Raw genomic sequence first — 24,548 nt, 5'->3', positions numbered from 1 at the left:
TGGATCATGCCGTCAGGCGGAGGGCTTGTAAAGCCGCGAAACACTCTGTGGCGTTATCGGGGCGCTGCGGGACGGAAGATGCGAACCGTCTTGATGCGTCGGTCCTCGGCCTGGACCACTTCGATCGGCACGCCGGCGATCTTTACCGAGACCCCCGATTCGGGGATGTCCTGGAGGTGTTCCAGTACGAGACCATTGAGGGTCTTGGGGCCATCGACGGGCAGGTCGAGGCCGAGCTTGCGGTTGAGAGCCCGCAGATGCTGGCTCCCGTCGGCGATCACGCTGTTGTTCTTGTCCCAGCTCAGCTTCTCGGAGGAGTCCGGTGCGCTGGTGGTGAACTTGCCGATGAGTTCCTCGATGATGTCTTCCAGTGTGACCAGGCCCAGGAGTTCGCCGTATTCATCCACCACCAGTCCGAGGCGTTCGCGGTTTTCCTGGAAGAAGTGAAGCTGGGAATAGATCGGCGTGCTGGCCGGAATGAAGTAGGGCTTGGTCAGCATGTCCCGGATATCGGCGCTCTCCAGGCTGCGGTCCAGCGTCTGGGCGAGAATCCGGCGCACATGAAGCAGGCCGATGACTGCGTTCATCTCGCCGTCGAAGACCGGCAGGCGGGTGTGGTAGCAGGTGGCCAGGTGGCCCTGAATCACGTTGATGGGGTCGGAAATGTCGACTGCTTCAATCTGGTTGCGCGGCGTCATCACGTCTTCGACGGTGATGTCCTCGAGCTCAAAGAGATTGAGCAGGATGCTGCGGTGCTTGGGTGGAATGAAGGCCCCGGACTCCAGCACCATGGTGCGGAGCTCTTCGGTGGACAAGCTGTGTGCATCCGGGTTGTTGGAGCGCAGGCGGAGCAGCCTGAGCAGGCCGGCAACGAAGAGATTGACGAACCAGACAACGAAGTACAGCCCCTTGAGCAGCGCCGACAGGGGATAGCTGACGATGCAGGCGAGCCGGTTGGCGTGGTTGGCACCGACGACCTTCGGGGTGATCTCGGAGAACACCAGGATGAGAAAGGTGACGACCAGGGTGCTGACGCCGAGCACCCACTCCTCGCTGCCGAAGAGCTGGATGGTGATGACGCTCACCAGGGTGGCTGCGGCCGCGTTCACCAGGTTGTTGCACAGCAGGATGATGCCGAGCAGCTTGTCCGTCTTGCCGAGAAGCTCCAGGGCCAGGCGCGCGCCGCGTGACCCGAGATTGGCGGCAGAGCGGAGACGGTAGCGGTTCGCCGCCATCATGGATGTCTCGGCCATGGAGAAGAAGCCGGACAAGGCCAGCAGCGTGACGAGGACTGCCAGCTGGGCGGAGAGGGGGATGCTGTTCAAGTGATGTGGAGCGGGTAGCGTCGAACCAGTATTCAGTCCGGGTTCGGGCTTGTCAAGCTGGCCGGGAAAGCAGGACTTCCGCCACGAAGCGGCTGCCCACGTAGGCCAGCATCAGGGCCACAAAGCCGGAGAGCGTCCAGTACAGGGCCTTCTTGCCCCGCCAGCCCCAGGCGTGGCGCCCCACCAGCAGGCTGGCGAAGATGCACCACGAAATCAGGGCGAACACTGTTTTGTGGTCCAGCCGGAAGGCCTTGCCGAAGAGCGCCTCGGAAAACAGGATGCCCGAACCCACGGTGAGCGTGAGCAGCACGAAGGCAATCCCGATCAGCCGGAACAGCAGAGTCTCCATGGTCAGCAGCGGTGGCAGGGAGGCGAACGCGCGGGTCAGCCGGGCGCCGTGCAGGCGCCGTTCGGCCACGGCCATCAGGGTGGCGTGGAGCGCCGCCAGGGTGAACAGACTGTAGGCCAGCATGGCTACCACGAAGTGGGCACGGAACAGCGGCGAGTTGGCGTTGGTCAGCAGGTGCTGGTCTGGAAAGAAGGCCGGCAGCAGTGCGCAGATGGTGGCGGCGGGCATCGCCAGGGTCTGCAGGCCTTCGAGCCGGGCGTACAGGCTTTCGATCCAGTAGAACAGCATGGCCAGCCACAGCATCAGCGACAGGGCCAGGCTGAAACCGAAGTGAATGCCGTCGGAAGAGAAGAACACCCCATGCAGGGCGAAGCCGTGGGCCACCAGGGCCGCCAGCATCACGAGCCGTTCCCAGGGCAGCAGACCCTGGCGGGGTGCCCGGGTTGGCGCCAGCCAGCGGCTATGCCAGAAATGCACGCCGAGGATGGCATACAGGGAGGCGGGGAGGAGATGAAGTAGAATCGCGGCCATTCCTCAAGTTTACTCCAAGGCCTCGGTCCCGAACCATCATGCTGGATAACCTCACAACCCGCCTGGCTAAAGTCGTCAAGACCCTTCGGGGTCAGGCGCGCCTTACCGAAGAAAACATTCAGGACGCCCTGCGCGAAGTCCGCATGGCCCTCCTCGAAGCCGACGTGGCCCTGCCGGTGGTCAAGGACCTCATCGCCCGCGTCAAGGAAAAGGCGGTCGGCACCGAGGTGCTGAGCTCCCTGACCCCGGGCCAGACCCTGGTGGGCGTGGTGCACCAGGAACTGACCGAGCTGATGGGCGGCGCCCACAGCGGCCTCAACCTGGCCACCCAGCCGCCGGCCATCATCCTCATGGCGGGCCTGCAGGGCGCCGGCAAGACCACCACCACCGGCAAGCTCGGCAAGATGCTGGTCGAGCGGATGAAAAAGAAGGTGCTGGCCGTCTCCACCGACGTCTATCGCCCGGCCGCCATCGCTCAGCTGCAGACCGTGTCCCAGCAGGCCGGGATCGAGTTCTTCCCGTCCACGCCCGATCAGAAGCCGGTTGATATCGCCCGTGCCGCAGTGGATTACGCCCGTCGTCACTACATGGACGTGCTGCTGGTGGATACGGCGGGCCGGCTGGCCATCGATCAGGCCATGATGGAAGAGATCCAGGCCCTGCATGCGGCGGTCAATCCCATCGAAACCCTGTTCGTCGTCGACGCGATGCTCGGCCAGGATGCGGTCAACACCGCCCGGGCCTTCAACGAGGCCCTGCCCCTGACTGGCGTCGTCCTGACCAAGCTCGACGGCGATGCCCGTGGCGGTGCGGCGCTGTCGGTACGTCACGTCACCGGAAAGCCCCTCAAATTTGCTGGTGTCGGCGAAAAACTCGGTGGCCTCGAAGAGTTTCATCCCGAGCGGATGGCCAGCCGCATCCTCGGCATGGGCGACATCCTGTCCCTGGTCGAGGACGCCCGGCGTGGCGTGGATGAAGAGAAGGCCAAGGAGTTTGCCCAGAAGCTCAAGAGCGGCAAGGGCTTCGACCTCAACGACTTCAAGGAACAGCTAGGCCAGATGAAGAAGATGGGCGGGCTGTCCAGCCTGATGGACAAGCTCCCCGCCCAGTTTGCCCAGGCGGCGGGTCAGCTCCAGGGCGGGGTCGAGGAGAAGGCCGTCAAGCGGATCGAAGGCATCATCAACTCCATGACCCCCGCCGAGCGGGCCAAGCCGGAGATTCTCAAGGCCTCCCGCAAGCGCCGTATTGCGGCCGGCGCAGGGGTGACGGTACAGGAGGTCAACCGCCTGCTCGGCCAGTTTGAACAGACCCAGAAGATGATGAAGCAGTTCTCCAAGGGCGGCATGCAGAAGATGATGCGCGCCATGAAGGGCCTGATGCCCGGTGGCGGCCTGCGTTGAGTCAGCGGGGGGTGGGCCGCAGGGCCTGATACCCTCCGCTCCCATGGCGAAAACACAAGCTCCGGATCTTCAAACCCGTGCCCTTGAGGCGCTGATGGCCTGCGAGCCCGCCGTCAAGGCGGCGAAGGCCGACGCCCTGCTGGCCGACTGGCGGGCCGGGGCGTTTGACCTTCCTGTTGCCGGGCTGCAGTCCCCGGCGCTTGTCGACCCGGGGCGCCCGCCTCGCCCTGAACTCGTTCCCCACACCACGCTGCCACGGCGCAAGCCCGCCTCTCCGGAGGGGCATGCGGCGCTGCTGCACGCCATCGCCCATATCGAGTTCAATGCCATCAACCTGGCTCTCGATTGCGTCTACCGCTTCGCCGGCCTGCCTGGGGACTACTACACCGGCTGGCTCGAAGTGGCCGCCGAGGAGGCCTATCACTTCTCCCTCGTCGAGGCCCGGCTGCGTGATCTGGGCTATGCCTACGGCGATTTTCAGGCCCACAACGGCCTCTGGGAGATGGCCGTCAAGACGGCCGATGACCCCCTGGCCCGCATGGCCCTCGTGCCCCGGGTGCTCGAGGCGCGGGGGCTGGATGCCACTCCGCCCATCGTCGCAGCCCTGCGCCGCATCGGTGATGAGGCGACCATCGGCGTGCTGGACATCATCCTGCGCGACGAGATCGGGCACGTGGCCCTGGGCGACCGCTGGTTCCGGTATTTCTGCGCCGGGCGCGGGTTGGAGCCGGAAGCCACCTATCTGGCCCTGATGGCGCGCTTCGACGCCCCCTGGCCGCCGCGCCCCCTGAATGTCGAAGCCCGCCGGAAGGCGGGCTTCAGTGATGCGGAGATTGCCCGCCTGGAGGCCGGCAAGGCCGCCTTCCGGGCGGCCCGGCCGGATCAGAGCGAGCCGTAGGAGTGCAGGCCTGACAGGAACATGTTGACCCCGACAAACGCAAAGGCCGTGACCACCAGCCCGACAATCGCCCACCAGGCCAGCATGGGCCCGCGCAGGCCCTTGGTCAGGCGGATGTGCAGCCAGGTGGCGTAGTTGAGCCACACGATGAAGGCCCAGGTTTCTTTCGGGTCCCACTGCCAGTAGGTGCCCCAGGCCTCGGCTGCCCACAGGGCGCCCAGGATGGTGGCGATGGTGAAGAAGGCAAAGCCGATGGCGATGGCCTTGTACATCACGTCGTCCAGCACCTCGGCGGGCGGCAGACGGCTGGCCAGGATGCCCTTGCGCACCATCAGGTCGGCCACGCCGACCATTGCCGCCAGCGCGAAGGCGCCATAGCCGATGAAGTTGGCCGGTACATGCACCTTCATCCAGTAGCTCTGCAGGGCCGGGATCAGGGGCTGGATTTCCTGGGCCTCGCGGCTGAAGGTGTACCACAGCAAAAAGGCCACCGCCGCCGAGATCACCAGCAGCACGAAGGCGCCCATCCGGCGGGTGGCGTAGCGGCCCTCGTAGTACAGGTAGAGCAGGCCGGTCATCAGCGCAAACAGCACGAAGACTTCGTACAGATTGCTCAGGGGGATGTGGCCCACATCGGTGCCGATCAGGTAGCTCTCGTACCAGCGCACCATCAGCCCCGTGGTGCCCATGGTCACGGCGCACCAGGTGAGCGCCGAACCGGTGGCGTCGGCAAAGTCGGAGCGCGCCGCCAGGCCCAGTAGGAAGGCGCCGGTGGCGATGAAGAACAGGGCGCTCATCCACATGATCGCCGTCTGGCTGGATATCAGGTACTTCAGGAAGAACACCTGCTCGGCCCGGGCCAGGTCACCCTGGTAGAGGGCAATGCTGGCCAGTGCCAGGGCCGTGGCGGCCGCCAGGAAAACCCGGAAGGGCTTCCATGCAAACCCCATCGCAGCCAGGCCCGGCACCGTGAACAGCAGGATGGCCTTGTCGTAGATGTCCATGAAGCCCCCGTACTGGCGCAGGGCAAACAGGGCGCCGCCGGCAAGCGCCAGGGCGTACAGCCAGTCACCGGGGTTGAGGCGGCGCAGAAGGGCGGCGCTGTCCTTGTGGGCGATTTCCATGGCGAGACCTCGGGTCAGGGGCGGGGGGCGGGATTGAGCAGGGTGGCGAGGGCGTCCCGGTGGCGCCGGAAGCTCTCGTCCACATCCATCGATTTGCGATTTGAACTGAGAGCCACCAGGGCTTCTCCGGAATCTTTGATCAGCACGAAGAGGCGACGTTCGCGGATGTACAGCATGGCAAACACGCCCAGCACCAGGAACAGGGACCCCAGGTAAACGATGGGTTTGCCGGGAGAGCGGGTGACCTGCAGCACGGTGGCGCGGACCTCATCGAAGCCCGTGGGCTGGAAATACACCGGTGCGCCATAGTGCAGGCTGTCGTTGGTGGCGTTGAGGGTGTCGCGCAGCAGGCGGGCATGTTGCGCCGCCGGTGCGATGGCCGGCTGGCCTGCGTCGGTGCGGGCCATCTTCCAGGCCTCCCAGGCCGAGCCTTCGAGGATCTTGATGAAGACGTCGGCAGCCTTGTCCCGCTCGGCTTCGGGGATCGTGCTCTCGATGAACTTGCCCAGGCTCTCGAAGCCCCCTTTGGCGAACAGCTCCAGGGTGCGTGCCGTGGTCTCCTGCATGCGCCCAAGCACCTCGGGGCCGGCTTCCGCACCGAGGGCGGTGGCCGTGAAGCGCCGGGCGATTTCCGGGTGGCGGGCCGTGTCGAGCAGCACCCGGCGGATGGCAAACCAGCTGTCCGGGCGGCCATCGTCGTCCATAGGGATGCGCATGAAGCGGAAGGGCGCCGACGGATCGTTGCGCATGCCCGTCAGCAGATACCAGGCCCCGTCCTGCAGGATGGGCTGCATGAAGTTCTGGTATTCCCGCGCCTGACCGGCGGAATCGCGCAGCTTGTACTGGATGCTCGGGCCGACATTCTGCATGTCCTTGTCCGCCGGCGAGCGGGCGCCGCTACCAAGGTGCTTGTCGAGGCGGGCGAGGCTGCCGGCCTCGGCTTCCGGCTTGTCGACGGCCATGTTCTCGATGTTGAAGGCGCGGAAGCTGCCGAGCTCAAGGGTGTAGTCGAGCCCCGCCTCCTTGAGCGCCACCGCTTCACCCACCACCGCCTCGGCGGGGAAGGGCGGGCGGCTGCCGCCGCGCAGATCATGACCAAGCAGGCGCAGGCGCGAACCCCCGTCCTCAAAGCTGGCCTGGTACATCATCACGCCGGCGAACTCGAAGGGCTTGTTCACCTCGATGGTCTTCTCCACCGACTTGCCGCTGGCGTTGTCGGTGATCAGGATGTCGCTGGCAAAGCGCTTGGGCATCCCGCTCTCGTAGTGCTCCAGGTGAAACTTGCGCAGGGATACGGTGAAGGGCAGGTCCTGCAGCAGGATGCCGTCCTGCACGTTGAGCACGGCCGTGTTGGCGCTCTTGCCTTCGGGGATGAAGACGTTGCCGCGGAAGCTCCAGTTGTCCACCCCCAGCCGGCTTTCGGGCGGGATCTGTGCGATCAGCTGGTTGCCCGTGGTGAGCTGCTTGCCGCCCAGGGCCATCTGGATCTTGAGGGGCAGGTTGCCGTCGAGCAGCCCGCCGATGCAGATCAGCACGATGGCGCCATGGGCCAGGAAGTAGCCGACACGTGTCCAGCTGCCTTGTTTGGCCGCCAGCAGGACGCTATCTTCCCGAGTGTTTTCGCGGGTGGTGAAGCCGTTGGCTGTCAGGTAGGCCAGGGTTGCGGCCCGGGCCTCGGCCGCCGGCCGGCTCACCGGCAGCCGGGCCTGATGGGCAAAGCTGGCCAGGGAGCTCTCCCGGGCATGTTCCCGGAAGCCCTTCATGTCCTTCACCATCGGCCGCGCCTGGCGCACGATGCAGGCGCTGGTGGACAGCACCAGAAATCCCAGGATGGTGAGAAACCAGAAGGAGTTGTAGACCGAGTAGAGGCCCAGCTTCTCGAAGATCGGAAACCAGAAGGGGCCGAACTGGTTGAGGTAGTTGTTGTAGGGCTCGTTCTGCTTGACCACCGTACCGATGATGGACGCGACGCCGAGCAGGGTCAGCAGGCTGATCGCAAAACGCATTGAGCTGAGCAGCTCGTACAGGGCGCGGGAGGTGCTGCGGTGTCGCATGACGGGCTTCGCGGCGAGGGCGGTTGATCCGGTGGAGCAGGGGGCGGGAAATGAAAAAGGGTGGCCTCGAGACCACCCCTTCTTTCTAGCCGATTGGCGCCCGGGGGCGCCTTGACTCAGCGCAAGCCGGCTGCGTAGTCGGCGACCGCCTTGATTTCCGGGTCGGTCATCTTCAGGGCGATGGTGCGCATCATCTTGGCCGGATCGTTGGCACGTTCGCCGGCACGGAAGGCCTTCAGCTGGGCTTCGGTGTAGTCGGCAAACTGGCCGGACAGGCGCGGGTACTGGGCGGGCAGGCCGGCGCCGGCGGGGCCGTGGCAGGCTGCACAGGCGGGGATGCCGCGCTTCAGGTCACCGGCACGCCAGAGCTTCTGGCCGAGCTCGATGGACGCTTTGTTCTTGGCGGATTCGGGCTTCAGGGTCTGGCTGGCAAAGTAGCTGGACAGGCCCTTCATGTCGGCGTCGGAGAGGCCGGCAGCCATGCCGCCCATGACCGGGTTGGCACGCTCGGCGGGGACGCCGCCTTCACTCTTGAAATTCTTCAGCTGCTTGTAGAGGTATTCCGCATGCTGGCCCGCGAGTTTCGGGTTGACGGGAATCTGACTGTTGCCGTCGGTGCCGTGGCAGGCGCCGCAAACCTGTTCTGCAGTCTGTTTCGCCTTGGCCAGGTCGGGTTGGGCGGCGGCCTTGTCTTGAGCCTGAACCGCGCCGGTGGCCAGAAGCAGTGAAAGCAGCAGGGAACGCTTGATCATGATGTCCTCGGAAGCCAAGAATGTGGATGTCTCAAACCTGCTATTCTATAGCAATTCCAGTCATTTGCGCGATGCAATAGCGTGCGCCGCGCATGCCGAAGCCTCCTCATGTCCCTGTTCCGTAACGCCCAGTTCGAGATTTCCGTTGCCAAGCCCAACGGCCTGCCGCCCCCGGCTGGTCCCGAGGTTGCCTTCGCCGGCCGCTCCAATGCCGGCAAATCCAGCGCCATCAACACCCTGTGCGACCATGTCCGGCTGGCCTTCGTGTCGAAGACGCCCGGGCGCACCCAGCTGATCAACTTCTTCCGCCTGCGCAATGGCGCGGTGCTGGTGGATCTGCCTGGTTACGGCTATGCCGAGGTGCCCGAGGCCATCCGCCTCCAGTGGCAGCGTCTGCTGGAGGACTACCTCACCCGCCGTCCGAATCTCGTCGGGCTGGTCCTGATCATGGATTCCCGTCATCCCCTGAAGGATCGTGACCGGGTCATGATCGGCTGGTTTGCCCCCAGCGGCAGGCCCATCCACGTGCTGCTCACCAAGAGCGACAAGCTCACCCGTTCCGAGCAGGCGGCCACGCTGGCTGCGGTGCGCAAGGAGCTCGCCCCTCTGGGAGAGCAGGTCACCGTGCAGCTGTTCTCCAGCCTCAAGAAAACCGGCATTGAGGAGGCCGAGCGGGTGGTCGGCGCCTGGCTTTCCCCGTCCGACGGTGCCGAAACGGTCACGGCCTGACCCCATGACGACGGTTTGAATCCCGTGGGTTTGTGGTAAAAAGAAGTCATTGTGCACTGCACGCACCAAACCTCTTTTTACGCTTTCAATCCGACCCATCATGGAACTCCAGCCCGTCATTCTTTCCGGCGGCTCCGGCACGCGCCTGTGGCCCCTGTCCCGCGAACAGTACCCCAAGCAGCTCCTCGCCCTGGTGGGGGAGGAGACCATGCTGCAGGCCACGGCCGGCCGTCTCGCCGGTTTTGGCGGGCGTCTGCCGGTGGCGGCGGCGCCCATCGTCGTGTGCAACGAGGAATACCGCTTCGTTACCGCCGAGCAGCTCCGTGCCGTCGGGCGTGCCAGCCGTGACATCGTCCTCGAGCCCATCGGCCGCAACACCGCCCCGGCCCTGACTCTGGCGGCCCTGGCCGCGCGGGAGGCCGACCCGGTGCTGCTGGTAATGCCCGCCGATCACGTGATTCCGGACCTGGCAGGTTTTCAGAAGGCCATCGATGCGGGCATCCCGGCGGCGCTGGAAGGCGGCATCGTCACCTTCGGCATCGTGCCGACCCATGCCGAGACCGGCTATGGCTACATCCGCTGCGGCGCCGAGCGTGCCGATGGCAGCAAGGCCATTGCCGCCTTTGTCGAAAAGCCCGATGCGGCCACCGCCCAGCGCTACCTCGATAGCGGCGAATATCTTTGGAACAGCGGCCTGTTCATGGTGCGGGCGAGCGTCTGGCTGAAGGCCATGGCGCAGCTCCAGCCAGCCATGTCCCAGGCCTGCCTGGCGGCCTGGGAAGGCGGCTCGCGGGACGCCGATTTCGTGCGTGTGGACAAGGCCCTCTTCCAGTCCTGCCCGTCGGATTCCATCGACTATGCGGTGATGGAAAAACTGTCGGCCGCCGAAGGGCTGGGCATTGCCGGCTGCGTCGTGCCGATGGCGGCCGGCTGGTCCGACGTCGGAGCCTGGGATGCCCTGTGGCAGATCGCCGACAAGGACGCCAGCGGCAACGTGGCCCGGGGGGACGTGCTCTTCGAGGACAGCCGCAACACCCTCGTCTATGCCCAGGACCGCATGGTGGCCTGCGTCGGCCTCGACGACGCGGTGATCGTCGAAACCCCCGACGCCGTGCTGGTGGCCCGCAAGGACAAGACCCAGAACGTCAAGCAGATCGTTGCCGCCCTCAAGGCCGGCAGTCGCAGTCAGGCCTCGGCCCACCGCAAGATCCATCGTCCGTGGGGTTGGTATGACTCCATCGACAGCGGGGCGCGCTTCCAGGTCAAGCGTATCGTCGTCAATCCGGGCGCCCGCCTGAGCCTGCAGATGCACCACCACCGGGCCGAGCACTGGATCGTCGTGAAGGGTACGGCTGAAGTCACCAACGGCGAGAAGACCTTCCTGCTGGGCGAAAACGAGTCCACCTACATCCCGCTGGGGCACGTCCATCGCCTCGCCAACCCCGGAAAGCTGCCCCTCGAGATCATCGAAGTGCAGTCGGGCGGCTATCTGGGCGAGGATGACATCGTCCGCTTCGAAGACAAATACGGGCGGGGCTGAGCGTCGCCTGCCGGATCATCCGACGGGTGAGACGGAGGGGCGAGTCAATTGCACCGAATGTGACTGGAAAACCCGTGGGGTCGAATGAATCCGACCCCACGGAGACGCCGTGATGGCCGTTGAACTTCTGAGCCTCAGAGGCTCGGCTCAGGGATGAACCCGAAGCGGCTTGCTACATCGGCCCGGGCAATCCGCCCCACCGGAATACGGCAGCCTGCCCAGTTCAGGCTCACGGGGGCGTCCGGCGTTTCCAGATCCCCTTCCAGCCGGGTGCAGAAGGCGGCCAGATCCCGGTCGTCGAGCAGTGCGATCCCGTGTTCGCTGCCCAGCAGAAGGCTGCCATCCTCATCCAGCCAGGCTTCGCTCACGGTGTCTGCCGGTAGGCCGGTGTGGGTTTCAAGCTGCGTGTCGTTGGCCAGGCGCAGGATCACGGGCGTGTAGTCGAGGCTCACGAATACCTGCTGCGGCCCGTTCTGGAAGAACCAGCGTCCGTCTGCCGTGGCCAGGTAATTGCGCCCGATGAACGCGTTCAGCCCGGCATGGCGGATCGGCCCTTCCGGCACCCGCCACTCACCCCGGCGGCTGAGGCGCAGCCAGCCGGTACATGAGGGCACGTTCGGCCATTTGGCCAGGGCCAGGCGAACGGCCTCATCCATGATCGTGGGGCTCGCTTACCAGAGCTTCCACCAGGCGGCCTTGCGCTCGGTGGGGGCGCCTGCCGTCAGATAGGTGCTCTTCGGGAAATTGGTGCGCAGCACCCGCTCGGCGTCATCCCGCAGCTCGGTGAGCTTGAGGGCGTCGTAGCTCTGGATCATCAGGAACAGGGCTTCCTCGGTGGCCGGCGACTGGGGGAAATCCTTGATCACCGTCTGGGCCCGGTTGGCCGCGGCCAGGTAGGCGCCGCGCCGCTGGTAGTAACGCGCCACATGCACTTCGTGGGATGCCAGCGCATTCACGAGGTAGCGCATGCGCAGGGTTGCGTCGGGGGCGTACTTGCTCTCCGGGAAGCGCTGCACCAGTTCCTTGAAGGTGTTGAACGACGCGTGGGCCGCCTTGGTGTCCCGCTCGGAGAGATCCTGGTTGGCCAGGGAACCGAGCAGGCCCAGGTCTTCGTTGAAGTTGGCCAGGCCCTTCAGGTAGAAGGCGTAGTCGACGTTCGGATGGTTCGGGTGCAGCTTGATGAAGCGCTCGCACGCCGCGATGGCCGAGGCCGGCTCGTTGGACTTGTAGTACGCGTAAGCCACTTCGAGCTGGGACTGCTGGGCGTAGCGACCGTAGGGGTAGCGCGCCTCCAGCTTCTCGAACATCTTGATGGCCCGGTCCCAGGCGCCATCCGACATGGACTCCTTGGCTTCCGAGTAGAGCTTCTGGGCGCTCCAGCCGTTCGTTTCGTCGATCTGGTCGGGCAGGCCGCTACAGCCAGCGAGCAGAAGGAAGCCGGCAAGCGTTAAACTACGCAGGGTGAAATGCGCCATTGAAAACTCTTTGGAAGAAGACTGGAGCGATTATAGCCCAGCCGTCCCTTCCCCTTCTCCGCAGCGCGAGTCTATTCCTGACGACTGTGCCGGCCTTCGTGCCGACCAGGCCCTCGCTCGCCTGTTTCCCGAACATTCCCGCAGTCGCCTGCAGGCCTGGCTGAAGTCCGGGCGGATCCTCATCAACGGGGCCTCGCCGGATTCCAAGGCCAAGGTATGGGGGGGCGAAACCGTGCTGGTCAGCCCCGAGCCCTCCGAGGCCATGCTGGCCGAGCAGGCCGAGGACATCCCGCTCCGGGTGATCCACGAGGACGACACCGTGCTGGTCATCGACAAGCCGGTGGGGCTGGTGGTGCATCCGGGCAGCGGCAACTGGTCCGGCACCCTGCTCAATGCCCTGCTGTTCCGCCACAAGGGCTTCCGTGAGCTGCCCCGGGCCGGCATCGTCCATCGTCTCGACAAGGACACCAGCGGCCTCCTGGTGGTGGCCCGGACGCTTGAAGCCCAGACCGATCTGGTCCGCCAGCTCCAGGCCCGCAGCGTCAAGCGCCACTATCTGGCCCTCGTCCATGGTCAGCCCGGGGAGAGCGGCGAGGTGAACGCCCCCATCGGCCGTCACCCGGTGCAGCGCACAAAAATGGCCGTCGTTCCCGGCGGTCGCGAGGCTCTGACCCGCTACCGCGTCATCGAGCGCTTTGCCCGTGCCACCCTGGTCGAATGCGAGCTCGCCACCGGTCGCACCCACCAGATCCGGGTGCACATGGCCCACATTGGCCATCCCCTGATCGGCGACGCCACCTATGGCAAGGCCCGCAGCGCCGATCCGCGTCTCGACGCCTTTCCGCGCCAGGCCCTGCACGCCTGGCAGCTGGGCCTCATCCACCCCCGTACCGGCGAGCAATGTCGCTGGGAAACCGCCTTGCCCGAAGATTTTGAAGGCCTGCTGGCTCTTTTGCGCAGCAGCTCCACCCCATGAGCGATTCCTGGATCCATCCCGACTGGCCCGCCCCAGCCCGCGTCCGCACCCTGTCCACCACCCGCGCAGGCGGGCTTGGCACGGCACCCTACGACACCCTCAATCTCGGCACCCATGTGGGTGACGACCCCGCCCGGGTCGCCGCCAATCGGGCCATCCTGCGCCAGGCCCTGCCTGCCGAGCCGTGCTGGCTCAATCAGGTGCATGGAACCACGGTGGTGGACGCCGTTGCAGGGGAAGGCGTGCCCGATGCCGATGCCGCCTTCACCCGCGAAACGGGGCGGGTCTGTGTGGTCATGACCGCCGACTGCCTGCCCGTCCTGCTCTGCGACCGGGCGGGGACGGTTGTGGCGGCCGCCCATGCCGGCTGGCGGGGTCTCTTTGAAGGCGTGGTCGAAGCGACCGTGGAGGCGATGGGCGTGCCGCCAGGCCAGTTGATGGCCTGGCTCGGCCCGGCCATCGGTCCCGCGGCCTTCGAGGTCGGGGGTGAGGTCCGGGCGGCCTTCATGGGGCATGATCCGGCAGCCGAAGCGGCGTTTCGGCCTTCCGCCAATCAGCACAAATGGCTGGCCGACATCTACCTGCTGGCCCGCCAGCGCCTGGCACGTGCCGGCGTGACGAGCATTCACGGTGGCGATGCATGCACGGTGGCCGATCCGGTGCGCTTCTTCTCCTACCGTCGCGACGGCGTAACGGGCCGCATGGCCTCCCTCATCTGGCTGGACTGACCGGCCCTGGCGAGTCTCCGGCGTTATACTGCGCGGCCCTTTTGATCATCAAATGCCCATGACCCCCCTTGCCTGGATTGTCGTAATGAGTTTTGCCGGGGGGCTGCTCAGTGTGCTGGTGGCTGCGGCGCTGTCCTGGGCCGCCCGCCCCACCTGGGTGCCAACCCTCATCAGCTACGCCATCGGCGCCCTGCTGGGCGCAGCCTTCCTGGAAGTCCTGCCCCACGCCATCGAAGCCGCCGAAAGCCCCGAGCGTGCCGCCATGAACATCCTGGCCGGCATTCTCATTTTCTTCGTGCTGGAAAAGCTCGTTCTATGGCGTCACTGCCATGACGAGGGGTGTCACGGGCATGGTCACGACCACCACGGGCACGCTCAGGGCCATCATGGGCATGCGGAAGCCGCCGGGCACGACCACGGCCGCAGTGGCCTGCTCATCCTCGTGGGGGACACCTTCCACAACTTCGTCGATGGCGTGCTCATTGCCGCCGCCTTCGTAGAAAGCACGCCTCTGGGCATCGTCACCGCGATGGCCATCATCGCCCATGAAATCCCCCAGGAAGCCGGTGATTTCCTGATCCTGCTGCACTCCGGCTACAGCCGCACCAAGGCCCTGGTCTTCAACCTGCTGTCCAGCCTGGCCACCCTGGTCGGGGGCATCCTCGCCTACTTCGCGCTGTCCCACGTGCAGTCCTTGGTGCCGGTGTTTCTCGCCCTGGCCGCCGCGAGTATGATTTATGTCGCCGTGGCCGATCTCATTCCGGGTTTGCATAAACGGACTGAATTGCGTGCCACCGCCCAACAGGTATTATTGATCGCCGCCGGTATCGCTTCCATCGTTCTGGCCCATCCCCTCGCGGAGCGAGCGCTGGGCTGAGCGACGACGACGGGCCGGCGTGCCGAAAAGCCATAAAAACAGGGAGAGCGGCGCAAGGCCATACAACAAAAAAGTCAGAATCCCGCCGACCACCGTAGTTTCGGCTACCGTGGCGAGCAGGGCGACATAAATCCAAGCGATAGCAACGATATACATTCCCCGGATTCTACAAGGCCGCAAGGCGGGCCGGGGAAAGGTGTCGGTCCGAGTCGTCCGCACCGCATCGTTGCAAGAGGCACACTACAAGGAGAGGTGGATGTCTGTAACACCGGAGCAGTCTGCAGAGGCACTACAGGGCATGTTCAAGTTCGGCCAGTCGTTGGCTGAAGGTTTCTTTGATTTCCTCGGCAAGCAGAACGCTGCCATCCAGCAGGTGGCACCCGCCACGGCGCCGCAGATTCCCCTGCCGGAAACCCAGGAGCTCGCCCGGCTTCAAAAGGAGCTCGCCGAAGCCCACGCCCGCCTATGGACGACCATGGCCCAGGCCCGGCCCGGCGAAGCCGTCGAGCCGCTGGTCCAGCCCCAGCCCGGTGACCGCCGCTTTGCCGCGCCCGAATGGTCGTCCAGCCCGGTGTACGACTACATCCGCCAGGCCTACCTGCTCAACGCCGACTACCTCGCCAAGGTGTCCGATGCCCTGCCAGTGGCCGACGGCCGCAGCAAGGCACGCATGCAGTTCCTGACCCGCCAGTACATCGATGCCCTGGCCCCGTCCAACTTCGCGGCCACCAACCCCGAGTTCATCCAGACGGCCCTCGCCACCAAGGGCGAGAGCATCACCCAGGGCATCAAGAACCTGATCGGTGACATGGAGAAGGGGCGCATCTCCATGACCGACGACTCGGCCTTCGAGATCGGCCGCAATCTGGCCACCACGCCCGGTTCCGTCATCTACGAAAACGAGCTCATCCAGCTGATCCAGTACGCACCGCTCACCGAGAAGGTCTACAAGACCCCGCTGCTGATCGTGCCGCCCTGCATCAACAAGTTCTACATCATGGATCTGCAGCCGGCCAACTCGCTGGTGCGCTTCATCGTCGAACAGGGCTTCACCGTCTTCCTCGTCTCCTGGAAGAACGCCAAGGCAGAAGAAGCCCACTTCGGCTGGGACGACTACCTCGAGAAAGGCCCCATCACCGCCCTGCAGGTGGTCCGCGAAGTCACCAAGGTGGACAAGCCCAACGTCCTCGGCTTCTGCGTCGGCGGCACCATCCTTTCGTCCTCGCTGGCGGTGCTCCGCGCCAAGGGTGAAGACCCGGCCGAGAGCCTCACCCTCATGACCACCCTGCTCGATTTCGCCGACGCCGGCGAGATCGGCTGCCTGGTGGACGAAGCCTCCGTCGCCGCCCGCGAAGCCGCCATCGGCAAGGGTGGCCTGCTGATGGGCCGCGAGCTGGCCCAAGTCTTCTCCAGCCTGCGCGCCAACGACCTCATCTGGCAATACGTGGTGGGCAACTACCTCAAGGGCAAGCAGCCCGAGGCTTTCGATCTGCTCTACTGGAACTCCGACAGCACCAACCTCTCCGGCCCCTTCCTCGCCTGGTACCTGCGCAACATGTACCTCGAGAACAACCTGCGGGTGCCCGGCAAGCTCGAAATGCTCGGCGTCAAGGTGGACATGGGCAAGGTCGACCTGCCTGCCTACCTGCTCGCCACCCGCGAAGATCACATCGTCCCCTGGACCAGCGCCTACCTGGTGCGTCAGATCCTCGGCGGCGAAACCACCTTTGTGCTCGGCGCCAGCGGTCACATTGCCGGCGCCATCAACCCGGCCTCCAAGAACCGCCGCAGCTACTGGACCAGCGACTCCCAGGCATCCGTGCCCGAGGAGTGGCTTGAAACCGCCGCCGAGCAAAAGGGCAGCTGGTGGCTGCACTGGATCGAATGGCTCAAGACGCGCAGCGGCACCCAGGTGGCTGCCCGCAACAAGCCCGGCAACACCAAATACAAGGTCATCGAAGCGGCGCCTGGCCGCTACGTCAAGGAAAAGGCCTGAGTTGCACCCTCCGGCGCAGCCTGGACTGCGCCGGAAAGCACACCATAAACAAGAAGAAACGCGCTGGCGGCGAGACAACAACGGGGGCGCTGCCGGCGTTCAAGTCACCCCCGCATAAATCACGAACAAGGAGGGAGAAACATGGCACGTGTAGCACTGGTAACTGGTGGTATGGGCGGTCTCGGCGAGTCCATCTGCATCAAGCTGGCCGCACTCGGCTACAAGGTGGTCACCACCCACTCGCCCGGCAATCAAAAGGCAGCCGAATGGCTGCAGGCCATGAACAACATGGGCTACGGCTTCAAGGCCTACCCCTGTGACGTGGGTGATTTCGACTCCGCCAAGGCCTGCGTCGAGCAGGTCACCGCAGAGATCGGCCCCGTGGATGTGCTGGTCAACAACGCCGGCATCACCCGCGACATGACCTTCAAGCGCATGACCAAGGCCGACTGGGACGCCGTCATGCACACCAACCTCGACAGCGTCTTCAACATGACCAAGCAGGTCATGGACGGCATGGTCGAACGCAAGTGGGGCCGCATCATCAACGTGTCCTCCCTCAACGGCATCAAGGGCGCCTTCGGTCAGACCAACTATGCGGCTGCCAAGGCCGGCATGCACGGTTTCACCAAGTCCCTGGCCCTCGAAGTGGCCAAGTCCGGCGTGACGGTCAACACCATCTCCCCGGGCTACATCGGCACCAAGATGGTTCTCGCCATTCCGCAGGAAGTCCTTGAAAGCAAGATCCTTCCGCAGATCCCGATGAGCCGTCTCGGCAAGCCCGAAGAAATCGCCGGCCTGATTGCCTACCTTTCGTCCGACGAGGCTGCCTTCGTGACTGGCGCCAACATCTCTATCAACGGCGGTCAGCATATGTTCTAATCGCCACTCTCTCTGGCACTGCAACAAAAGGAAAGTGAAATGACTCAACGCATCGCTCTTGTTACTGGCGCAGTTGGTGGTCTCGGCACTGCGATCTGCAAATCCCTCGCTGCCGCAGGTGTCCGCGTGGTGGGCAACTTCTTCCCGGGCGATCCCGCCAAGGACGCATGGGTTGAAGCCCGCAAGGCGGAAGGCCTCGATATCCCGCTGTACGGGTTCGACGTCTCCGACTACGAGCAGTGCAAGGCAGCCGTTGAGGCCATCGCCGCCGAAGTCGGCCCGATCGACATCCTGGTGAACAACGCCGGCATCACCCGCGACAAGTTCTTCCCGAAGATGGAAAAGGGTCAGTGGGACGCGGTCATCGCGACCAACCTCACCAGCCTGTTCAACGTCACCCACTCCATCTCTCCCAAGATGGCAGAGCGTGGCTTTGGCCGCATCATCAACATCTCCTCGGTGAACGGCGTCAAGGGTCAAGCTGGTCAGACCAACTACTCCGCCGCCAAGGCCGGTGTCATCGGCTTCACCAAGGCCCTGGCCGCCGAGCTGGCCACCAAGGGCGTTACCTGTAACGCCATTGCCCCGGGCTACATCGGCACCGACATGGTCATGGCCATCAAGGAAGAAGTCCGCAACGCCATCATCGACACCGTGCCCGTCAAGCGTCTTGGCAAGCCGGAAGAAATCGGCGCTGCCGTCGTCTACCTGTCCTCCGATCTGGCTGGCTACGTCACTGGCGCCACCCTGAACGTGAACGGCGGTCTGTACTACCAGTAATTGCAGCTGCAGCACGCATCACGCAAAACCCCGCTCCGGCGGGGTTTTGTTTTTGGGGTAGGCAGGGGAGGGCGACTGAAGTCGCCCCTACAAACCCTGACAACCCTGGATGGCATTCAGCCATCGCACCACCTGTAGGGGTGACTTCAGCCGCCCTCTCGGCCCAACAGTCCGCGGCCCCCTGCATCATCCTGCAACACCTGTCACGCTAAGCCCGTAGCGGGACAGGGTTTTTTTTTGCGCACCGCAGTATAATCCCCGGCGGCGAACTCCATCGCCGAGGAGAAGACACGAATGGCCGATCAGATTCGCCTGATAAAAAAGTACCCGAACCGCCGCCTTTACGACACCCAGACCAGCTCCTACATCACGCTCGCAGACGTGAAGGAACTCGTCCTTGAACACGGTATCTTCCAGGTCGTCGACGCCAAGAGCGGCGAAGACCTCACCCGCAACATCCTGCTGCAGATCATCCTCGAAGAGGAAGCTGGCGGCGCCCCGATGTTCACCAGCGACCTCCTTTCCCAGATGATCCGCTTCTATGGCAATGCCATGCAGGGGATGATGGGCAAGTATCTCGAGAACAACATCAAGGCCTTCACCGACATGCAGGCCAAGCTCCAGGATCAGGTCCGCTCGGTGTACGGCGAAAACGCCACCGTCAACCAAGACCTGTGGGCCCAGTTTCTGAACTTCCAGGGTCCCGCCATGCAGAGCATGATGGGTGCCTACATGGAGCAGAGCAAGAAGATGTACACCCAGATGCAGGAGCAGCTGGACAGCCAGACCCGCAATCTCTTCTCGGGCTTCACCTTCCCCGGTTTTCCGCCGGGCATGGGCGGCGAAAAGAGTTCTGTGGCGGATCCCGACTCGGAACCGCCAGTCACTCCCAAGAAATAAAATAGACTCACGGGGCCGCGCAAACGACGCGGCCCTTGCACTTTATCCCCACAGGTTTTGAACGCATGACCCAATCCAAGCTCGCCGCGGCCCCCAAGGTCGGATTCGTCAGCCTAGGTTGCCCGAAGGCCCTCGTCGACTCCGAGCACATCCTCACCCGCCTGCGCTCCGAAGGCTACGAGATCTCTCCCTCCTACGAAGGCTCCGACCTCGTGGTCGTCAACACCTGCGGCTTCATCGACGCCGCGGTTGAAGAGTCCCTCGACGCCATCGGCGAAGCCCTCGCCGAAAACGGCAAAGTCATCGTTACCGGCTGTCTGGGCGCCAAGGACGACGTGGTCATGGCCGCGCACCCCCAGGTGCTCGCCGTCACTGGCCCCCACGCCACCGAGCAGGTCATGCAGGAGGTGCACAAGCACCTGCCCAAGCCCCACGACCCGTTCATCGACCTGATCCCGCCCCAGGGCATCAAGCTCACCCCCGACCACTACGCTTATCTCAAGATCTCCGAAGGCTGCAACCACCGCTGCACCTTCTGCATCATCCCGTCGATGCGCGGCGACCTGGTCAGCCGGCCCATCGGCGACGTGATGCGTGAGGCCGAAAACCTCGTCAAGGCGGGCGTCAAGGAACTGCTGGTCGTCTCCCAGGACACCTCCGCCTACGGCGTCGACACCAAGTACCGCACCGGCTTCTGGGGCGGCAAGCCCATGCGCACCAAGCTCTACGACCTGTGCAAGGGCCTCAGCGAGCTCGGCGTGTGGGTGCGCCTGCACTACGTGTATCCCTACCCCAGCGTGGACGACATCATCCCGCTGATGGCCGACGGCAAGATCCTGCCCTACCTCGACGTGCCCTTCCAGCACGCCAGCCCGCGCATCCTCAAGGCCATGAAGCGCCCCGCCAGTGCCGAGAACAACCTCGAGCGCGTGCGCCGCTGGCGCGAGATCTGTCCCGACCTCACCATCCGCTCCACCTTCATCACCGGCTTCCCCGGCGAGACCGACCAGGATTTCGAAGAACTCCTGCAGTTCCTCGAAGAAGCCAAGCTCGACCGCGTGGGCGCCTTTGCTTACTCGCCCGTCGAGGGTGCCACCGCCAACGAACTGCCCGGTGCCGTGCCCGAGGAGATCCGCGAAGAGCGTCGCATCCAGCTCATGGAGTTCCAGGAAGACATCTCCACCGAACGCCTCGAACGTTTCATCGGTCGCGAGATGACCGTGCTGGTGGACGAGATCGACGAGGAGGGCGCCCTGGCCCGTTCCCCGGGCGACGCCCCCGAGATCGACGGCCTGGTCATCATCCCCGCCGGCGAAAACCTCGAGCCCGGCGAATTCGCCCGCGTCCGCATCACCGACTGCGACGTGCACGACCTCTACGCCGAGCCGCTGTAAGCGCGACTGCCAGGGATGTGCGAACCCGTAGGGGCGACTTTAGTCGCCCGCAGACTCCGATCAACGGTATGTCTGTGATCGACGCGTATTGGGCGACTGAAGTCGCCCCTACGAGCCGCCCCTGCAGTCCTTGTCCCTGCGGCGAGCGTGAAGTCGATCTCACAGTAGAGCCATGACCCACACCAAACGCCCCCCTCGCATCGGCATTGCCCTCGGCAGTGGCTCTGCCCGCGGGTGGGCGCATATCGGTGTTCTGCGGGCCCTGGCGCGGGAGGGCATCGAGCCGCAGATCATCAGCGGCTGTTCCATCGGCGCCTTTGTCGGTGCCGTTGCCGCTGCCGGCGATGTGGAAAAGCTCGGCGCCTGGGTCGAAACCCTCGGCTGGCAGGATGTGGTCGGCCTGATGGACATGGGGCTGCGCGGAGGTCTGCTCAAGGGCGACAAGCTCATGGCCTTCTTCCAGCGCCAGTTCGTCGACCGCGACTTCACCGCCTTGCCCCACCTCTTCGGCTGCGTGGCCACCGACCTGCATACCGGCCACGAAGTCTGGCTGCGGGATGGCAGCATCGCCAACGCCGTGCGCGCCTCCATCGCCCTGCCCGGATTGATGGCCCCGGTCTGGCAGGACAGCCGGCTGCTGGTGGATGGGGGCCTGGTCAACCCCGTGCCCGTCTCCCTCGCCCGGGCCATGGGCGCCGACGTGGTCATCGCCGTCGAGCTCAACTCCGATGCGGTCGGCTGGACCTGGCGCAACCGTCACCCCGTCGAAGCCCAGGCCGAGAACGCCAGCGGCTGGTCCCGCCGCCTGCTTGCCCGCTTCGGGCGCAATGGCAAGTCGGGGGCGGCGGACGAGGAGGGCGCCGACGAAAGCCTGCCCTCCATGCTCAATGTCATGCAGAGCAGCATCGCCATCATGTCCGTGCGTATCGCCCGCAGCCGCCTCGCCGGCGAGCCCGCCGACGTCCTCATCTCTCCCCGCCTCGCCCAGCTCGGGCTGATGGATTTTCATCGCGGCGCCGAAGCCATCGCCGAAGGCGAGGCCGCCGTCGAAGCCGCCATGCCCGCCATCCTCCGGGCGCTGGGCCGCTAGGCTGCGCCTTGTAGGGGCGACTTCAGTCGCCCATCCGTGCGTTGACCACCGGCACACCCTTGATCGAAGTCCGCGGGCGACTGAAGTCGCCCCCACCAATCCCCCCCACACAGATCACCGCCCCGCAAAGGCAGCCTTGCCGCGCGTTTTCCTGTAGGGTCGAATTCATTCGACCTCTTCACCGCAGTCCGCCATGACCCCGCTCCTCGACACCCTCCGCAACCTCGTCGGTGCCAGTCACTGCCTCACCGACGCATCCGCCACCGCGTCCTACCTCACCGACTGGCGCGGCCGCTACACCGGTGCCGCGCAGGCCGTCGTCCTGCCGGCCGACACCGCCCAGGTCGCTGCCGTGGTCCAGGCCTGCGCTGCTGCCGGTGTGCCCATCGTGCCCCAGGGCGGCAACACCGGCCTCTGCGGCGGCGCCACGCCCCTGGCGGACGGCCGGGCGGTGGTGATCAATCTCTCCCGCCTGCGCCAGATCCGCCACATCGACCCCGCCAACAACGCCATCACCGTCGAGGCCGGCGTAACCCTGGCCCAGGTGCAGGCCGCGGCCGACGGGGCAGGGCGCCTGTTTCCCCTGTCCCTCGCCAGCGAAGGCACCTGCGAAGTCGGCGGTGTCATCTCCACCAACGCTGGCGGCGTGCAGGTGCTGCGCTACGGCAATACCCGCGAGCTGGTTCTCGGGCTGGAGGTCGTCCTTCCCGACGGCCAGATCTGGAACGGCCTGCGCGCCCTGCGCAAAGACAACACCGGCTACGACCTCAAGCACCTGTTCATCGGTGCCGAGGGCACCCTGGGCATCGTCACCGCCGCCACCCTCAAGCTCTTCGCCAAGCCCCGGCAGACGGTCACCGCCTGGCTGGCCGTGGCCGGGCCTGCGGCGGCGGTCGAACTGCTCGCCCGTCTGCGCGGCGTGGCCGGCGACCGGGTAACCGCCTTCGAGCTCATCAGCCGCCCCTCCCTCGATCTCGTCCTCCAGCACATCCCCGGTGCCCGCGACCCCCTGGCCCAGGCACAGCCCTGGTACGTACTGGTCGAACTCACCGACACCCTGACCGTCATCGACCTGCCCGCCATCCTCGAGGCCGAGCTCGCCACCGCCATCGCCGACGGCGCCGTGCTCGATGGCACCATCGCCACCAGCCAGGCCCAGGCCGCCGCCCTGTGGAGCCTGCGCGAGAACATCTCCGAAGCCCAGAAGCGCGAAGGCGTCAGCATCAAGCACGACATTTCCGTGCCGGTCAGCGCCATCCCCGAGTTTCTCGACCGTGCCGGCGCCGCCCTCGAAGCCTGCTACCCCGGCCTGCGCATCGTCGCCTTCGGCCATGTGGGCGACGGCAACCTCCACTACAACCAGAGCCGTCCCCGCCACGACGAAAACGCTGCCTTCATCGCCCGCACCGAAGAGGTCGGGCGCGTCGTTCATGGCCTGGTGCACGAACTGGGCGGTTCCATCTCCGCCGAACACGGTATCGGCCAGCTCAAGCGCGGCATCCTTCCCGGCTACAAGCAGCCGCTTGAGCTGGAGCTCATGCAGCGCATCAAGGCCACCCTCGACCCGCAAGGTCTGATGAACCCAGGAAAGGTGCTTTAGCACCCACCCCTACGAAACCGTTCACCACTCGCGGTAGCAGCCTTAACAAAAATCCCAAAAAGAGGTTTACATCGGGCAATGTCCTCTCTATAATGCGTTTCTCGTTGCACGGGGGTATAGCTCAGCTGGGAGAGCGCTTGCATGGCATGCAAGAGGTCATCGGTTCGATCCCGTTTACCTCCACCAAGAATTTGCAGTACCGGGTCCCCATCGTCTAGAGGCCTAGGACACCGCCCTTTCACGGCGATAACCGGGGTTCGAATCCCCGTGGGGACGCCAGGATCAAAGAGTCCTGTGCAGTAATGTGCAGGCAGTTGCAGCCCGGTTGGCTTGCAATGGCAGTTAAAGCGGAGTGGTAGTTCAGTTGGTTAGAATACCGGCCTGTCACGCCGGGGGTCGCGGGTTCGAGTCCCGTCCACTCCGCCACAGATTTAAAGCAGGGGAGCCCCAGCTTCCTTGATGACGGTTCAGGTCCCCATCGTCTAGAGGCCTAGGACACCGCCCTTTCACGGCGATAACCGGGGTTCGAATCCCCGTGGGGACGCCAGGATTTGGCGGGTTCGCAGCGATGGAGTCCGTAGCAGTTTCGTGGGGGTATAGCTCAGCTGGGAGAGCGCTTGCATGGCATGCAAGAGGTCATCGGTTCGATCCCGTTTACCTCCACCACTTTTAAGTTGTACCGGGTCCCCATCGTCTAGAGGCCTAGGACACCGCCCTTTCACGGCGATAACCGGGGTTCGAATCCCCGTGGGGACGCCAGGATCAAAGAGTCCTGTGCAGCAATGTGCAGGCAGTTGCAGCCCGAATCGGGCGCAGCGGCAGGTTAGCGCGGAGTGGTAGTTCAGTTGGTTAGAATACCGGCCTGTCACGCCGGGGGTCGCGGGTTCGAGTCCCGTCCACTCCGCCACAAACAACAAAGGGAAGCTTCGGCTTCCCTTTGTTTTTTTGCGCCTCGCGTTTTGCATCTCCCAATGCGCATTAATTAAGCCAATTGGCAATTCCGCAAATTTTATCATAATGACTTTTGAATTATTTGTGTCGGTCATTTTTACAATCTCTAAGGCAGGGCAGGGGGCGTCTTTTTAAATTATTGAAATAAAAGGAAAAATATCGTTGGCCCATTTATTGCTAAATTATTCCTGCGAGTG

At 64.7% G+C, this 24,548-nt stretch carries 21 protein-coding genes and 7 tRNA genes; 21 read left to right on the top strand and 7 right to left on the bottom strand.

The window, feature by feature from the left end:
* Window positions 1–53: 53 nt before the first annotated feature.
* Together L6Q67_RS19520 and L6Q67_RS19515 are read right to left on the bottom strand one after the other, a co-directional pair.
* Window positions 54–1,325 carry a CNNM domain-containing protein gene (locus L6Q67_RS19520; RefSeq protein ID WP_296573522.1) on the bottom strand — a complete coding sequence of 424 codons (1,272 nt, stop codon included), beginning with the start codon at window positions 1,323–1,325 and terminating at the stop codon, window positions 54–56.
* Between the two features lie 52 nt (window positions 1,326–1,377).
* The gene (locus L6Q67_RS19515; RefSeq protein WP_296573520.1) at window positions 1,378–2,205 is read right to left on the bottom strand and encodes an inner membrane protein YpjD; all 828 of its coding nucleotides are present in this window, start codon (window positions 2,203–2,205) and stop codon (window positions 1,378–1,380) included.
* A gap of 38 nt (window positions 2,206–2,243) precedes the next feature.
* Between L6Q67_RS19515 and ffh the strand changes: the two genes are divergently transcribed.
* Window positions 2,244–3,605, top strand: coding sequence for a signal recognition particle protein (gene ffh / locus L6Q67_RS19510; protein WP_296573515.1), 1,362 nt, complete (start codon window positions 2,244–2,246; stop codon window positions 3,603–3,605).
* A gap of 43 nt (window positions 3,606–3,648) precedes the next feature.
* Window positions 3,649–4,503, top strand: coding sequence for a ferritin-like domain-containing protein (locus tag L6Q67_RS19505; protein WP_296573513.1), 855 nt, complete (start codon window positions 3,649–3,651; stop codon window positions 4,501–4,503).
* Here L6Q67_RS19505 and ccsB read toward each other — a convergent pair.
* The 3 genes from ccsB to L6Q67_RS19490 all read right to left on the bottom strand — a co-directional run bounded on the left by ccsB (window position 4,488) and on the right by L6Q67_RS19490 (window position 8,433).
* Window positions 4,488–5,627: a c-type cytochrome biogenesis protein CcsB gene (ccsB, locus tag L6Q67_RS19500; protein WP_296573510.1), complete on the bottom strand. Its 1,140-nt coding sequence runs from the start codon at window positions 5,625–5,627 to the stop codon at window positions 4,488–4,490. The genes L6Q67_RS19505 and ccsB overlap by 16 nt on opposite strands.
* A gap of 14 nt (window positions 5,628–5,641) precedes the next feature.
* Window positions 5,642–7,681, bottom strand: coding sequence for a cytochrome c biogenesis protein ResB (locus L6Q67_RS19495; protein WP_296573507.1), 2,040 nt, complete (start codon window positions 7,679–7,681; stop codon window positions 5,642–5,644).
* A gap of 116 nt (window positions 7,682–7,797) precedes the next feature.
* Window positions 7,798–8,433, bottom strand: a complete 636-nt coding sequence (locus tag L6Q67_RS19490) for a c-type cytochrome (protein WP_296573503.1) — start codon at window positions 8,431–8,433, stop codon at window positions 7,798–7,800.
* Window positions 8,434–8,541: 108 nt separating this feature from the next.
* Between L6Q67_RS19490 and yihA the strand changes: the two genes are divergently transcribed.
* Together yihA and L6Q67_RS19480 are read left to right on the top strand one after the other, a co-directional pair.
* Entirely contained in the window at window positions 8,542–9,162 is a 621-nt protein-coding gene (gene yihA, locus L6Q67_RS19485) for a ribosome biogenesis GTP-binding protein YihA/YsxC (protein ID WP_296573500.1), read from the top strand.
* A 100-nt stretch (window positions 9,163–9,262) separates the two neighbouring features.
* On the top strand, window positions 9,263–10,702 hold the full coding sequence (locus tag L6Q67_RS19480) for a mannose-1-phosphate guanylyltransferase/mannose-6-phosphate isomerase (RefSeq protein ID WP_296573496.1): 1,440 nt from the start codon (window positions 9,263–9,265) through the stop codon (window positions 10,700–10,702).
* 134 nt (window positions 10,703–10,836) lie between these two features.
* Here the strand turns inward: L6Q67_RS19480 and L6Q67_RS19475 are convergent, their stop codons facing one another.
* Both L6Q67_RS19475 and L6Q67_RS19470 read right to left on the bottom strand, forming a co-directional pair.
* Window positions 10,837–11,358, bottom strand: a complete 522-nt coding sequence (locus L6Q67_RS19475) for a DUF2946 family protein (RefSeq protein WP_296573495.1) — start codon at window positions 11,356–11,358, stop codon at window positions 10,837–10,839.
* Window positions 11,359–11,373: 15 nt separating this feature from the next.
* Window positions 11,374–12,177, bottom strand: coding sequence for an outer membrane protein assembly factor BamD (locus L6Q67_RS19470; RefSeq protein WP_296573492.1), 804 nt, complete (start codon window positions 12,175–12,177; stop codon window positions 11,374–11,376).
* 10 nt (window positions 12,178–12,187) lie between these two features.
* Here L6Q67_RS19470 and L6Q67_RS19465 point away from each other — a divergent pair, with 10 nt between their 5' ends.
* From L6Q67_RS19465 to L6Q67_RS19380, 17 genes are all read left to right on the top strand, one after another.
* Window positions 12,188–13,153 carry an RluA family pseudouridine synthase gene (locus L6Q67_RS19465; RefSeq protein ID WP_296573489.1) on the top strand — a complete coding sequence of 322 codons (966 nt, stop codon included), beginning with the start codon at window positions 12,188–12,190 and terminating at the stop codon, window positions 13,151–13,153.
* Window positions 13,150–13,881: a peptidoglycan editing factor PgeF gene (gene pgeF / locus L6Q67_RS19460; RefSeq protein ID WP_296573486.1), complete on the top strand. Its 732-nt coding sequence runs from the start codon at window positions 13,150–13,152 to the stop codon at window positions 13,879–13,881. The genes L6Q67_RS19465 and pgeF overlap by 4 nt, the downstream gene beginning before the upstream one ends.
* Before the next feature lie 58 nt (window positions 13,882–13,939).
* A complete protein-coding gene (locus tag L6Q67_RS19455) occupies window positions 13,940–14,758 on the top strand; it encodes a ZIP family metal transporter (protein ID WP_296573483.1) in 819 nt (272 codons plus the stop codon).
* A gap of 256 nt (window positions 14,759–15,014) precedes the next feature.
* Window positions 15,015–16,754 (top strand): class I poly(R)-hydroxyalkanoic acid synthase, encoded by a 1,740-nt coding sequence (locus tag L6Q67_RS19445; protein WP_296573479.1) that lies wholly within the window; start codon window positions 15,015–15,017, stop codon window positions 16,752–16,754.
* A gap of 141 nt (window positions 16,755–16,895) precedes the next feature.
* Complete coding sequence (gene phbB, locus L6Q67_RS19440; protein ID WP_296573475.1) at window positions 16,896–17,636, top strand: acetoacetyl-CoA reductase; 741 nt, start codon at window positions 16,896–16,898, stop codon at window positions 17,634–17,636.
* Window positions 17,637–17,675: 39 nt separating this feature from the next.
* Entirely contained in the window at window positions 17,676–18,416 is a 741-nt protein-coding gene (phbB, locus tag L6Q67_RS19435; protein ID WP_296573466.1) for an acetoacetyl-CoA reductase, read from the top strand.
* A 294-nt stretch (window positions 18,417–18,710) separates the two neighbouring features.
* Window positions 18,711–19,316: a polyhydroxyalkanoate synthesis repressor PhaR gene (phaR, locus tag L6Q67_RS19430; protein WP_296573464.1), complete on the top strand. Its 606-nt coding sequence runs from the start codon at window positions 18,711–18,713 to the stop codon at window positions 19,314–19,316.
* Window positions 19,317–19,381: 65 nt separating this feature from the next.
* On the top strand, window positions 19,382–20,710 hold the full coding sequence (rimO, locus tag L6Q67_RS19425) for a 30S ribosomal protein S12 methylthiotransferase RimO (protein WP_296573461.1): 1,329 nt from the start codon (window positions 19,382–19,384) through the stop codon (window positions 20,708–20,710).
* Window positions 20,711–20,882: 172 nt separating this feature from the next.
* A complete protein-coding gene (gene rssA, locus L6Q67_RS19420; RefSeq protein ID WP_296573457.1) occupies window positions 20,883–21,800 on the top strand; it encodes a patatin-like phospholipase RssA in 918 nt (305 codons plus the stop codon).
* A 193-nt stretch (window positions 21,801–21,993) separates the two neighbouring features.
* Window positions 21,994–23,400, top strand: coding sequence for an FAD-binding oxidoreductase (locus L6Q67_RS19415; RefSeq protein ID WP_296573455.1), 1,407 nt, complete (start codon window positions 21,994–21,996; stop codon window positions 23,398–23,400).
* Between the two features lie 110 nt (window positions 23,401–23,510).
* Window positions 23,511–23,586 (top strand) — tRNA-Ala (locus tag L6Q67_RS19410).
* Between the two features lie 17 nt (window positions 23,587–23,603).
* Window positions 23,604–23,679 (top strand) — tRNA-Glu (locus tag L6Q67_RS19405).
* 70 nt (window positions 23,680–23,749) lie between these two features.
* A tRNA-Asp gene (locus tag L6Q67_RS19400) sits at window positions 23,750–23,826 on the top strand.
* A 45-nt stretch (window positions 23,827–23,871) separates the two neighbouring features.
* Window positions 23,872–23,947, top strand: a tRNA-Glu gene (locus tag L6Q67_RS19395).
* Between the two features lie 43 nt (window positions 23,948–23,990).
* Window positions 23,991–24,066: transfer RNA gene (locus tag L6Q67_RS19390), tRNA-Ala, on the top strand.
* A gap of 17 nt (window positions 24,067–24,083) precedes the next feature.
* Window positions 24,084–24,159: transfer RNA gene (locus L6Q67_RS19385), tRNA-Glu, on the top strand.
* Window positions 24,160–24,230: 71 nt separating this feature from the next.
* A tRNA-Asp gene (locus L6Q67_RS19380) sits at window positions 24,231–24,307 on the top strand.
* Window positions 24,308–24,548 lie beyond the last annotated feature (241 nt).

This window comes from Zoogloea sp., assembly GCF_023150065.1.
Classification (GTDB): Bacteria; Pseudomonadota; Gammaproteobacteria; order Burkholderiales; family Rhodocyclaceae; genus Zoogloea.
The sequence above is the reverse complement of the archived record's forward strand: the minus strand, read 5'-3'. Positions and strand labels throughout refer to the sequence as shown.